Raw genomic sequence first — 12,329 nt, forward strand, 5'->3', positions numbered from 1 at the left:
TGAAACCCCGCTAACGACACTCCCCCGGTTGGACCACTCCGGGGGAACGGGCTGGAGGCGCATGGCAAGGATTGGCGTTGGGAAGCTGCTTTCTTTGCTTACTTTCTTTGCAGCAGCAAAGAAAGTGAGTCCCGCCCCGGACAGGGGCAGAGCAAATAAACCACAAAGAAAACAAGTTCCATAGAAGCACAAGCGCATCAAACGGTGCAAACGGCAACCCAACCCCAAGCGCGAGCGGCAACCAACCCCCCCTTAGCGCTTGAGCTTCGCGAACGCCGCCGCCATCGCGCCGCCCGCCGGTTCCGGCTCACGCTTGCCGTTACCGCGCACGTCACGATTGCTGCCGCCACCGCCGCGCCGATCCTGCCCGCCGCGCGGCGAACCCGCGCCCGCCGCCGGCGCACCCGCCGCGGCGAAATCATCGTCGAGTCGCATCGTCAGCGAAATGCGCTGGCGCTTGACGTCGGTCTCCAGCACCTTGACCTTCACCACCTGGCCCGCCTTCACGACTTCGTGCGGGTCCTTGATGAACTTCGTCGACATCGCCGAGACGTGCACGAGCCCGTCCTGATGCACGCCGATATCGACGAACGCGCCAAACGCCGCCACATTCGTCACGACGCCTTCCAGCACCATGCCGGGCGCCAGGTCGGAGATCTTCTCGACGCCTTCGCGGAAGGTCGCCGTCTTGAACTCGGGGCGCGGATCGCGGCCCGGTTTTTCAAGCTCGGAGAGAATGTCGCGCACGGTCGGAAGGCCGAAGCGATCGTCGACGAATTCCGCCGGCGACAATCCCGACAACGCTTCGCGCTTGCCGAGCACGTCGGCGACGTGCTTGTTGATCTTCGCGAGAATGCGCTCGACGACCGGATACGCCTCCGGATGCACCGACGAGCGGTCGAGCGGATTCGCGCCGTTGTTGATGCGCAGGAAGCCCGCCGCCTGCTCGAAGGTCTTGTCGCCGAGACGCGGCACCTTCTTCAGATGCTCGCGCGACGGGAACGGGCCATTGGCATCGCGGAACTCGACGATATTGCGCGCGAGCGTCGCGTTCAGGCCCGACACGCGGGCGAGCAGGGCGACGGACGCGGTATTCGCATCGACGCCGACCGCGTTCACGCAGTCCTCGACGACCGCATCGAGCGAACGCGCGAGTTCGCGCTGATTGACGTCGTGCTGGTACTGGCCGACGCCGATCGCCTTCGGATCGATCTTGACGAGTTCGGCGAGCGGGTCCTGCAAGCGACGCGCGATCGATACGGCGCCGCGCAGCGACACGTCGAGGTCGGGAAACTCCTTCGCGGCCAGTTCCGAAGCGGAATAGACCGACGCGCCCGCTTCCGACACCACGATCTTCTGCAGCTTCAGTTCCGGGTGCTTCGCGATCAGTTCGCTTGCAAGCTTGTCGGTTTCACGCGATGCCGTGCCGTTGCCGATGCTGATCAACTCCGCCTGCGTCGCTGCCGCGATGCGCGCGAGTTTGGCGAGCGAGCCGTCCCAGTCGCGGCGCGGCTCGTGCGGGTAGATGGTGTCGGTCGCGAGCACCTTGCCCGTGCGATCGACGACCGCGACCTTCACGCCGGTGCGCAAACCCGGATCGAGTCCGATCACGGCCTTCGGGCCGGCCGGAGCGGCCAGCAGCAAGTCCTTCAGATTGCGTGCGAAGACGCGGATCGCTTCCGCTTCGGCTTCTTCGCGCAACTGCGTCAGCAGGTCGTTTTCGATACTCGGCTGCACCTTCACGCGCCAGCACCAGCGGCACACGTCGGAAAGCCATTTGTCGGCGGGACGGCCCTGGTTCGCAATGCCGAAGTGCTGCGCGATCATCGCTTCGCCCGGATGCGGCACTTGTGCGTCGAGTTCTTCGCCCAAGCCGAGCTTCACCGTCAGCACGCCAGCATTGCGTCCGCGAAAGAGCGCGAGCGCGCGATGCGAAGGCACCGTGCGGATCGTTTCGCTGTAGTCGTAGTAATCGCGGAATTTCTCGCCTTCCTCGCCTTGTTTGCCGTCGACCACCGTCGACATCACGCGGCCCTGGTTGAACAGGTAAGTGCGCAGCCTGCCAAGGATTTCGGCGGTTTCGCCGAATTGCTCCGAGAGAATGTCGCGGGCGCCGTCGAGCGCGGCCTTCACGTCCGCGACGCCTTTCTCGGCGTCGACGAACTTCGCGGCTTCGGTTTGCGGATCGAGCTTCGGATCGGCGAGCAGCGCCGCGGCGAGCGGTTCGAGTCCGGCTTCGCGGGCGATCTGCGCGCGCGTGCGGCGCTTCGGCTTGTACGGGAGATACAGGTCTTCGAGGACCTGCTTGCTGTCGGCGCCTTCGATCGCGGCGCGCAGTTCGTCGGTGAGCTTGCCTTGCTCGCCGATGCTCTGGAGGATCGTCGCGCGGCGGTCTTCGAGTTCGCGCAGATACATGAGCCGTTCCTCGAGATTGCGCAGTTGCGTATCGTCGAGATTGCCGGTCACTTCCTTGCGATACCGGGCGATGAACGGGACGGTTGAGCCTTCATCGAGGAGTTGCACGGCGGCGGCGACCTGGCGCGGCTGAACGGTCAACTCGGTGGCGATGCGCTGGACGATCTTGAGTGCTACGGTTTCCGTCATGGGTTTCTGCACGGCCTGCTGGCTCATCAAGGGCGTCGGCGCTGCGCGCAGGCCCCGCGCGAGGCTCGCGGGAGCTTTGAGGGCACGAGCACGTCCGCCGGGTTGGTGAAGCGGGGGATTTTGCCATAAATGGCCGGGCGTCCCGGCGCGCGGTGATAGAATTTCAGGATCGTTCAAGCCGCCTGCCTCTCAGTTGCCTATTACGTTGCCGACCTTCCGCACTATTCACGTCACGTCGAACGCATCGTCCCCGAGCGCGTCGAAAACCGCTTTCGCGTCGTTCTCCGGTTGGTATTCCGGTTCGCCGTGGCGAGCAGCCGCGCTGGCCTTTTCAGCGGCTTTTCTGATGGTTTCCCAGGCTGTGTCGGCGCAGACGCCGAAGCCGATCGACGCCACGACCTCGGTCACCGCAAAACCGCTCGATGAGTCGCCGGACGCCAGCACGAACGCCACCGCCGACGAGTTTACCCGTCGGCAACAGGCGCTGACCCTGCGCACCGAGGAGAACGACTACCGTTACGGCGTGGCGCAGCACAACTGCTACAGCAAGTTTTTCGTGAATCACTGCCTCGACAAGGCGCGCGACGAAATGCGCACGGCGCGCCAGCAGATTCGCACCGAACAACTCGCGCTCGACAACGAGCAGCGCGCGCAGCACGCGAAACAACGCGACGAGCAAACCGCGATCAAGCGCGCGCAATACGCGGCCGACGCGCCGCAGCGCGCAGCCAACGAGAAGGCGAACGAGACGTCGTTTGCCGAGAAGCAGCGTCAGAACGAACTGTCGGCGGCACAGCGTAACGCCGAGGCGCCGCAGCGCGCGGCGAACGAGGCCGCGTACGAGAAGAAGCAGGCCGACTACCAGAAGCAGCTCGACGAAGCCCGGGCGCGCGGCGCACAGGATGCACGCGATCGCGAGGACAAGGCGGCGCGCTACGCCGAGAAGCAGCGGCAGGCCGAGATTCACAAGACGGAAGTCGAGTCGCGGCAGAAGGAAGCGGCGGCCAAGCAGCAACAGAAGGCGCTCGACGCGCAACAGGAACAGCAGCGCCAGCAGCAACTTAAACAGCAACAGCAGCAGAGCCAGTAGCACCAGCAGCACCAGCAGCACCTTCGGCCGGACAGCAACCTCGGGCGTCGCCGCGATTCGATCTGATTCGGATGCGGGCCGCGTCGCGAAGTGAGGAGGCGAGCATGCAACAGCGTTTGACCACAGCGCCACCCGTAGCCGTGGATGCAGCCACGATCCGCGACCGCATCGCGCAGTTGGAGGCCGAGCATCACGGCCTCGACAGCCTCATCAGCAGAATGGCGAGCGTGCCCGGCATCAACGACCTCGAGTTGCGGCGCCTCAAGAAGCGCAAGCTCAAGGTGAAAGACACCATCATCCTGCTGCAATTGCAGCTGGAGCCGGATGCGCACTGACCCGGCGGTGAACCACTCATCGACCGTACTCTGGCGCGCGTATCGGCACTAGCAGGAATCGCTTGCCTTGAATTCACCCACAGCCTCGTCAAACAGCAGCGCCGCGCCGGACGCCGCCGCGGCGCTCGTCCTCGCGGACAAGCGCCGCGCCGAACTCGATTCGATTTTTTCCTCCGAAGGCGTGCTGGCGCGGGCGATCGACGGCTATCGCTCGCGTGCGTCGCAGATCGACATGGCGCGCGCCGTGGCGGCGGCGATGGAGGCATCCGGCCGCGCGATGCCCGAGCCCGCGATGTTCGAGGCGGAGCGGCGTCCGGCGCGCAAAGCGGGGCCGTCCGATGCGCCGCACACGAGCGTCGAACAGCGCGCGAACGAGGTGGGCATCGCGACCGCGTCGGCTGCGATCGATGGCGGCGAGAACACGCTGATCGTCGAAGCAGGGACGGGCACCGGCAAGACCTACGCGTATCTCGTGCCGGCGATGTTGTGGGGCGGCAAGGTCATCGTCTCGACTGGCACCAAGCATCTGCAGGACCAGCTTTTCCAGCGCGACATCCCGACCGTGCGCGATGCGCTCGCCGTGCCGGTGTCGGTGGCGATGCTCAAGGGCCGCGCGAACTATCTGTGTCACTACTACCTCCAGCGCACCGCCGACAGCGGCCGCTTGCCGACCCGCCAGGATACGTCGCATCTGCAGGAGATCATTCGTTTCGCGAAGATCACGCGCACCGGCGACAAGGCCGAGCTCGCGAGCGTGCCGGAGAACTCGCCGGTCTGGCCGATGGTCACGTCCACGCGCGACAACTGCCTCGGCCAGGAATGCCCGCATTACAAGGAATGTTTCGTGATGCACGCGCGCCGCGAGGCGCAGCAGGCGGACATCGTCGTCGTGAATCACCACCTGTTCTTCGCCGACGTGATGCTGCGCGACACCGGCATGGCCGAGTTGCTGCCGACCGCGAACACCATCATCTTCGACGAAGCGCATCAACTGCCCGAAACCGCGACGCTCTTCTTCGGCGAGACCGTCTCCACGACGCAGTTCCTCGAACTCGCGCGCGATTCGGTCGCGGAAGGCCTGATCCACGCCCGCGACGCCGTGGACTGGACCAAGCTCGGCGCCGCGCTCGAGCGCGCGGCGCGCGACGTGCGGCTCGCGTTCCGGGAGGACTCGGTGCGCATGTCGCTCGGCCAGCTCGCCGACGATCATCCGCTCTTCGAAGCACTCGAAACGCTCGAAACGCATCTCGACGCGTTGAGCGCCGCGCTGTCGGCGCATGCGGAACGCGCCGAATCGCTGCAGGCGCTGGTGCGCCGCGCGCGCGAGTTGCAGGGCCAGCTCGCCGGCTGGACCACGCCGCCGACATCGACGGAACGCGCGGTCGTCGCGGACGAGCAGACTGCCAAGGAAGCCGCGAAGGCCGATCCGAACGAGATGGTGCGCTGGATCGAAGTGTTCTCGCATACCGTGCAGTTGCACGAGACGCCGCTCTCGGTCGCGCCGATCTTCGCGAAGCAGCGCGCGGGCGTGCCGCGCGCGTGGATCTTCACCTCGGCGACGCTCTCGGTGCGCGGCGATTTCACCCACTACGCGGCGCAGATGGGCCTGAACGCGCGCCGCTCGATGACCTTGCCGAGCCCGTTCGACTATCCGACGCAAGGGCTCCTGTACGTGCCGCGCAACCTGCCGCAGCCGTCGTCGCCGCAATTCACCGATGCCGTATTCGAAGCCGCGTTGCCGGCGATCGAAGCCTCGGGCGGTGGCGTGTTCGTGCTGTGCACGACGCTGCGCGCCGTCGACCGCATTTCGATGCGCCTGCGCGACATGATCGAGCAGCGCGGCTGGGACTATCCGCTGCTGGTCCAGGGCGACGCGAGCCGCACGGAATTGCTCGACCGCTTCCGCTCATACGGCAACGCGATCCTGGTGGGCAGCCAGAGCTTCTGGGAAGGTGTCGATGTGCGCGGCGACGCGCTGTCGCTCGTCGTGATCGACAAGCTGCCGTTCGCGCCGCCCGATGATCCGGTGCTCTCGGCGCGGCTCGATGCGCTCACGAAGAAGGGCTTGAGCCCGTTCGCCGTGCACCAGTTGCCGCAGGCGGTGATCACGCTCAAGCAGGGCGCGGGACGGCTGATTCGCGCGGAAACGGATCGCGGCGTGCTGATGATCTGCGATACGCGTCTCGTCGACAAGCCGTATGGCCGGCGCATCTGGCAAAGCCTGCCGCCGTTCAAGCGCACGCGCGAGATCGACGTGGTGCGTGAGTTCTTCGCGAACCCGGGCGGCGCGGTCGCTCAGATCGAGGAATAAAAAAACCCGGCTCGTCGTAGCCGGGTTTTTTTGTGCCAATGCGTACCGCTTACCAGATCTGATACCACGGCTTTTCGACGCCCGCGCGGCGCTTGCCGGTCACATACGGGCTGTCCGGGAACGTCGCGGCGAGCACGCGCTTGGTGTCGTCGGCGAGTTGCGGCTGCGCCAGCTTCTCATACGACAGCATCATGATGTGCAGCGCGTCTTCGGTTGCCGGGGCGTTCTTGTATTCGCGGATGGCGAGTTGCGCGCGGTTGATCGCCGCCACATACGCGCCGCGCCGGTAGTAATAATCGGCGGCGTGCACTTCGTGCGACGCCAGCGCGTTCACGATATAACGCATGCGCTGCGCGGCGTCCGGCGCATACTTGCTGTTCGGATAGCGGTCGACCACGATCTTGAACGCGTCATACGACTCGCGCAGCGACTTCGGGTCGCGCTCGCTCATGTCCTGGCCGGAGAAGCGGCCGAACAGACCGAGGTCGTCGTTGAAGTGGATCATCCCCTTCAGGTAATACGCGTAGGCGATGTCCGGGTGGTCCGGGTGCAGCTTGATGAAGCGGTCGATGGCCTGGTCGGCGGCGGCGGTCTCGCTGTCTTTCCAGCTGCAGTACGCAACGTTGATCTGCGCCTGCTGCGCGAAGTGGCCGAACGGGTCGCGGCCTTCGAGTGCTTCGAAGTACTTCGCGCACTTGCCGAAGTCGCCGCCGGAAAGCGCGTCCTGAGCCTCCGTATATAATTTGTTGTTATTCCAGGTTGCCGTCTCGTCGGTCTTCTCGGGCAGGCCGTGGCAACCCGCGACAATGGCAACGCCAGCGGCCAGTGCCAGGTACTTGATCGATTTCAGCATCGATTGTTTGGTGGTTTTCAGGGCTCGCATCAGTGCTTGCATTTCCTAGCTATTTCCCGGCTTTCAGTCTAAATGACCCGCTCAAGTACTAGTCGTACCAAAGATCGCAACAAAGATTATAGCCCAAGCTCAACGGCCGACGACGCACGCCCGGACGATTCCGCCCCGGCGCACGAGCCTGCCGCGCCGCTCGATCCGGGCGGCGTCGACCCCGTGCCGACGATGCTCGCCGAGCGCCGCGCCGACGCCGAAACGCCACGCATCGTCCGCGTGCCCGACGAGTACGCGGGCGACCGGCTCGACAAGGTGCTGGCGAAGATGTTTCCCGAGTTCTCGCGAAGCCGGTTGCAGGCGTGGATCGACGCGCAGCGCGTGCAGATCGATGGCACGCCCGCGAAGATCCGCCAGCCGGTGCCGCTCGGCGCCACGATCACGCTCGTGCCCGATCTGCTGCCCGAACAACTGGCGTTCACGCCGGAGCCGGTGCCGCTCGAGATCGTGTACGAAGACGACGCGCTCGTCGTCATCAACAAGCCGGCCGGGATGGTGGTGCATCCGGCGGCGGGCAACTGGAGCGGCACGCTGCTGAACGGGCTGCTGTACCGCTATGGCGAGGCGGCCGCCGGCCTGCCGCGCGCGGGCATCGTGCATCGGCTGGACAAGGAGACGTCGGGGCTGATGGTCGTCGCGCGCACGCTGGAAGCGCAGACGCTCCTCACACGGCAGTTGCAGGCGCGCACGGTCAAGCGCCGCTACGTCGCGCTGGTGTGGGGCACCATGCCGGACGAAGGCACGATCGATGCCCCGATCGGCCGCGATCCGCGCGACCGTACGCGCATGGCGGTGGTGGAAAGCGCGTCGGGCAAGCCCGCGCGCACGCATTACCGGACCTTCGATCGCGCGCTGTGGAACGGCCAGCCGGTGTCCGCGATTCATTGCGATCTCGAAACGGGACGCACGCATCAGATTCGCGTGCATTGCGCGCATACGCGGCATCCGCTGCTCGGCGATCCGGTGTACGGGCACGCGCGTGGCAAGCGGTCCGTGACGCCGCTGCCGAACGGCTTCCAGCGCCAGGCGCTGCATGCGTGGCGGCTGGGCCTGATTCATCCGGTGTCGGGCAAGGACGTCCACTGGCGCGCCGACGTCCCCGAGGACATCGCGACGCTCGCCGCGGAACTGGGGCTCGGCCGCGAAGAGGAACTGGATCACGACGACGATGATGACGATTTCATCGAGGCGTACGAAGTTGAAGAAGGGGACGAAGGCTTCGAGGACGATGCCGATTACGAGGACGACGAAGAATGAGCGACATGAGCCACGCCAATGCCGCACTCGCCGGGGATGATTGCCTGTGGCCCGAGTGGCGCGTGTCGCCGCGCGTGCGAGCGTTGGTTACGACGCGCAACGGCGGCGTCAGCGTGGCGCCTTATGGCGGCGGGCGGCCGGGCGAGGGCGGTCTGAACCTCGGCCTGCATGCCGGCGACTCACTCGACGCCGTGCGTGAAAACCGCCGCCGCGTGCTCGAACTGACGCGCATGCCGGCCGCCGCGTGGCTCGAGCAGGTTCATGGCGCCGACATTCAGGAAGCCGGCGCGGTGATCGACCGATGCGGCTCAGACCCCGTCCGGGCCGATGCGAGCGTCACGGATCGACCGGGAGCAGTGTGCGTCGTGATGGTCGCCGATTGCCTGCCGGTGCTGTTCTGCGACGAAGCGGGCCGCGCGGTCGGTGCGGCGCACGCGGGCTGGCGGGGGCTTGCTGCGGGCATCGTCGAGAAGACGGCCGGGCGCGTCGCCGCGCTCGCAGGCGCGAGCACGTCCGCGTTGCATGCGTACCTGGGTCCGGCGATCGGGCCCTCGGCGTTCGAAGTCGGCGAGGATGTGCTCGATGCGTTCGTGTCGGCAGCCGATGCCACGCAGCGCGATGCAACCGCTGCCGCGTTCACTGCCACGCAGGCGCACGGCAAGTACCTCGCCGATATTTATGCGCTCGCGCGCTTGCGTCTCGCTGGCGCGGGTATCGAGGGAACGCGCGTGCATGGCGGCACGCACTGCACGGTGACGGAGCGCGAGCGCTTCTATTCCTATCGACGGGACCGCGTGACGGGGCGCATGGCCGCGATGATCTGGCTTGCCGATTGACGTTTGGCACATTCGATCTGACAAGGCCGTTGCGGGGCGATTCGCAACGGCCTTTCATTCTTCGAGCCTGAGCCCGCTGCGGGCAACGATCGCTAGCTCCATGAACAAGACACTCACGAGGCCACACCCACACAAGTCCTCCGCAACAGCACTGCCGATAATTTTCGTTGCATTGCAATACGCAAGACATGTTCGCGTGTGTCGTCCGGCGCATGGGATGGAGCCGGACTAAAGGGCCGCTCGAAAGCAACGATTGGATGGGGGAAAACGATAATTAAAAAAATATCGCACTGCGGCAAAATCGGGGCAAACCATTGACATGCCTGATACTCGGGAGCAAGAATGTTTCCGGAATCTTAAAAATCAGGCACGGCGTGGAAAGGTCAGCTTCCATCGCGCACTTGGCGCAACATTTGCGCGCTGGTCACGGCGAGCCTCTGCAGCGCCTGCATTAGCAATCAGTCTTTCGAGACTCATAGGTCAAAAGCGGGTATGGCTGCCTCTAAAACATCTACTCAAACTTCCCGCCCAGAAACCGCCGATACGACATCGGCCGGCGCGCGTCCCGCCGACACGGCGGGCATGCAGCAAGTGTTCGAGCAATGGTTGAACGCGTGGCGGTCGGTCGCCGATCCTGCGCATTGGGCAAAGCTCGGTCAACAATTGACTCCGCAGACCAATGGCGCCAGCACGGCCGACGGCGGTGGGAATGGCACAAGCGACGCGACTGCCGCGAATCCCTTCGCCGGTTTCGCGGGCCTGGCGGGACTGGCTGGCGTGCCGGGCGCGGCCCCGTTCACGATGCCTCCGATGCCCGATTTCGCGAAGCTCGGCACGATTCCCGATTTCTCGGCGTTCGCGAGCCAGATTCCGGGCTTGCAGGCCATCCCCGGCTTGGGCGGCGCGTTGCCCGCGATGCCGCAGATCCCGAACGCCGCGATCGCACCCGAGCGTCTTCAGCAGTTGCAGAACGACTATTCGCGCGATGTCGTCGAGTTGCTCAAGCAGGCGAGCGCCCAGAGCATCGATCCGGGCTCGCTCAAGGATCGCCGCTTCAGCACGACGGCATGGCAGGCGACGCCGGCCTACGCCTTCACCGCCGCGTGGTATCTGCTCAACGCGCGCTATCTGCAGGAACTGGCCGAAGCCGTCGACACCGATCCGAAGACGCGCGAACGCATCCGCTTCACGGTGCAGCAGTGGACCGCCGCCGCCTCGCCGAGCAACTTCCTTGCATTCAATCCGGAAGCGCAGAAAACGCTGATCGAGAGCAAGGGCGAGAGTCTGTGGCAGGGCATGATGAACCTGCTGAACGACATGCAGCGCGGCAAGATCTCGCAGTCGGACGAATCGCGCTTCGTGGTCGGCCAGAACATCGGCGCGACGGAAGGCTCGGTCGTGTACGAGAACGATCTGCTGCAACTGATTCACTACAAGCCGCATACGGCGCAGGTGTTCGAACGGCCGCTCCTGATCGTGCCGCCGTGCATCAACAAGTTCTACATCCTCGACCTGCAGCCGGAAAGCTCGCTCGTCGGCCATGCGCTCGATGCGGGCCATCAGGTGTTCATCCTGTCGTGGCGCAACGCCGACCAGTCGATCGCGCACAAGACCTGGGACGACTACATCGAGCAAGGCGTCCTGGAACCGATCGGCATCGTCAAGCAGATCACCGGCCGCGAGCAGGTCAACACGCTTGGCTTCTGCATCGGCGGCACGTTGCTGTCGACGGCGCTCGCGGTTGCGGCGGCGCGCGGCGAACATCCGGCCGCATCGATGACGCTGCTCACCACCATGCTCGATTTCTCGGACACGGGCATCCTCGACGTGTTCGTCGACGAAGCCCACGTGCAGATGCGCGAGCAGACCATCGGTGGCAAGAACGGCGCGCAACCGGGACTCATGCGCGGCGTCGAGTTCGCCAACACGTTCTCGTATCTGCGCCCGAACGATCTGGTGTGGAACTATGTCGTCGACAACTACCTCAAAGGACGCACGCCGCAAGCGTTCGACCTGCTGTTCTGGAACAGCGACTCGACGAACCTGCCCGGTCCGATGTGCGTCTGGTATCTGCGCAACACGTACCTCGAGAACAAACTGCGCGTTCCCAACGAAGTGACGACGTGCGGCGAGCCGGTCGACCTGTCGCGCATCGACGTGCCGACCTTCATCTACGGCTCGCGCGAGGATCACATCGTGCCGTGGAAGTCGGCGTACGCGTCGGCGCCGTTGCTCACCGGGCCGCAGAAGTTCGTGCTCGGCGCGTCGGGGCATATCGCGGGGGTGATCAACCCGCCGTCGAAGAACAAGCGCAGTTTCTGGATTCTCGACACGGAAGACAAAACCCTGCCCGCCGACGCGGACGAGTGGTTCGGCGCCGCGGCCGAACATCCGGGAAGCTGGTGGCCCACCTGGACGAACTGGCTCGACGGCTTTGCCGGCAAGAAGGTGAAGGCGCCGACAGCGCTCGGCTCGAAGGACTATCCTGTAATCGAAGCGGCGCCCGGCCGCTATGTGCTGCAGCGTGACCATTGAGCCGCTCTCGCCGCCTCGACGGTGCGTCATCCGCGCACTGAAGTTGTAGAGCTCGCTTTAACATTCGAAGCCAAAAGGAAACTGAAATGACTGACGTAGTGATCGTATCGGCCGCACGCACAGCGGTCGGCAAATTCGGCGGGTCGCTGGCAAAGATTGCCGCGCCCGATCTGGGTGCAGCCGTGATTCGCGCCGTGCTCGAACGCGCGAACCTGAAACCGGAACAGATCAGCGAAGTGATCCTCGGCCAGGTATTGACTGCCGGCTCCGGCCAGAACCCGGCGCGCCAGTCGCTCATCAAGGCGGGCTTGCCCGCGGCCGTGCCGGGCATGACGATCAACAAGGTGTGCGGCTCGGGCCTGAAGGCCGTGATGCTGGCAGCCAACGCGATCATCGCGGGCGATGCGGACATCGTGATCGCCGGCGGCCAGGAAAACATGAGCGCGGCGCCGCACGT

General features: G+C 65.2%; 9 protein-coding genes. 7 read left to right on the plus strand and 2 right to left on the minus strand.

Annotated features, from left to right (window positions below; translation table 11 throughout):
• Nucleotides 1-252: 252 nt before the first annotated feature.
• Nucleotides 253-2,604, minus strand: coding sequence for a Tex family protein (locus AWB68_RS38655; protein WP_087649489.1), 2,352 nt, complete (start codon nucleotides 2,602-2,604; stop codon nucleotides 253-255).
• 346 nt (nucleotides 2,605-2,950) lie between these two features.
• Between AWB68_RS38655 and AWB68_RS38660 the strand changes: the two genes are divergently transcribed.
• The 3 genes from AWB68_RS38660 (at nucleotide 2,951) to yoaA (ending at nucleotide 6,340) form a co-directional block, all read left to right on the plus strand.
• The gene (locus AWB68_RS38660) at nucleotides 2,951-3,694 is read left to right on the plus strand and encodes a colicin transporter (RefSeq protein WP_087649483.1); all 744 of its coding nucleotides are present in this window, start codon (nucleotides 2,951-2,953) and stop codon (nucleotides 3,692-3,694) included.
• Between the two features lie 104 nt (nucleotides 3,695-3,798).
• Nucleotides 3,799-4,029 carry a DUF465 domain-containing protein gene (locus tag AWB68_RS38665; protein WP_087649484.1) on the plus strand — a complete coding sequence of 77 codons (231 nt, stop codon included), beginning with the start codon at nucleotides 3,799-3,801 and terminating at the stop codon, nucleotides 4,027-4,029.
• 67 nt (nucleotides 4,030-4,096) lie between these two features.
• Nucleotides 4,097-6,340 (plus strand): DNA repair helicase YoaA, encoded by a 2,244-nt coding sequence (yoaA, locus tag AWB68_RS38670; protein ID WP_087649485.1) that lies wholly within the window; start codon nucleotides 4,097-4,099, stop codon nucleotides 6,338-6,340.
• Nucleotides 6,341-6,389: 49 nt separating this feature from the next.
• On the opposite strand, the gene AWB68_RS38675 is transcribed toward yoaA, so the two are convergent.
• The gene (locus AWB68_RS38675; protein WP_200828917.1) at nucleotides 6,390-7,223 is read right to left on the minus strand and encodes an outer membrane protein assembly factor BamD; all 834 of its coding nucleotides are present in this window, start codon (nucleotides 7,221-7,223) and stop codon (nucleotides 6,390-6,392) included.
• Between the two features lie 42 nt (nucleotides 7,224-7,265).
• Here AWB68_RS38675 and AWB68_RS38680 point away from each other — a divergent pair, with 42 nt between their 5' ends.
• The 4 genes from AWB68_RS38680 to AWB68_RS38695 all read left to right on the plus strand — a co-directional run.
• On the plus strand, nucleotides 7,266-8,501 hold the full coding sequence (locus AWB68_RS38680; RefSeq protein ID WP_087649487.1) for an RluA family pseudouridine synthase: 1,236 nt from the start codon (nucleotides 7,266-7,268) through the stop codon (nucleotides 8,499-8,501).
• A 5-nt stretch (nucleotides 8,502-8,506) separates the two neighbouring features.
• Nucleotides 8,507-9,337, plus strand: coding sequence for a peptidoglycan editing factor PgeF (gene pgeF / locus AWB68_RS38685; protein WP_087649490.1), 831 nt, complete (start codon nucleotides 8,507-8,509; stop codon nucleotides 9,335-9,337).
• Between the two features lie 582 nt (nucleotides 9,338-9,919).
• On the plus strand, nucleotides 9,920-11,872 hold the full coding sequence (phaC, locus tag AWB68_RS38690; protein ID WP_374729652.1) for a class I poly(R)-hydroxyalkanoic acid synthase: 1,953 nt from the start codon (nucleotides 9,920-9,922) through the stop codon (nucleotides 11,870-11,872).
• 86 nt (nucleotides 11,873-11,958) lie between these two features.
• Nucleotides 11,959-12,329 (plus strand): thiolase family protein (locus AWB68_RS38695; RefSeq protein WP_268810972.1); only part of this gene is annotated, 371 nt, incomplete at its 3' end.

The organism is Caballeronia choica, from assembly GCF_001544535.1.
GTDB lineage: Bacteria > Pseudomonadota > Gammaproteobacteria > Burkholderiales > Burkholderiaceae > Caballeronia > Caballeronia choica.

Excerpts from the sequence above, each read along its gene's own strand:
- AWB68_RS38655 (WP_087649489.1), bottom strand. The coding sequence starts at position 2,604 with ATGACGGAAACCGTAGCACTCAAGATCGTCCAGCGCATCGCCACCGAG.
- AWB68_RS38660 (WP_087649483.1), top strand. The coding sequence starts at position 2,951 with ATGGTTTCCCAGGCTGTGTCGGCGCAGACGCCGAAGCCGATCGACGCC.
- AWB68_RS38665 (WP_087649484.1), top strand. The coding sequence starts at position 3,799 with ATGCAACAGCGTTTGACCACAGCGCCACCCGTAGCCGTGGATGCAGCC.
- AWB68_RS38675 (WP_200828917.1), bottom strand. The coding sequence starts at position 7,223 with ATGCGAGCCCTGAAAACCACCAAACAATCGATGCTGAAATCGATCAAG.
- AWB68_RS38680 (WP_087649487.1), top strand. The coding sequence starts at position 7,266 with ATGACCCGCTCAAGTACTAGTCGTACCAAAGATCGCAACAAAGATTAT.
- pgeF (WP_087649490.1), top strand. The coding sequence starts at position 8,507 with ATGAGCCACGCCAATGCCGCACTCGCCGGGGATGATTGCCTGTGGCCC.
- phaC (WP_374729652.1), top strand. The coding sequence starts at position 9,920 with ATGCAGCAAGTGTTCGAGCAATGGTTGAACGCGTGGCGGTCGGTCGCC.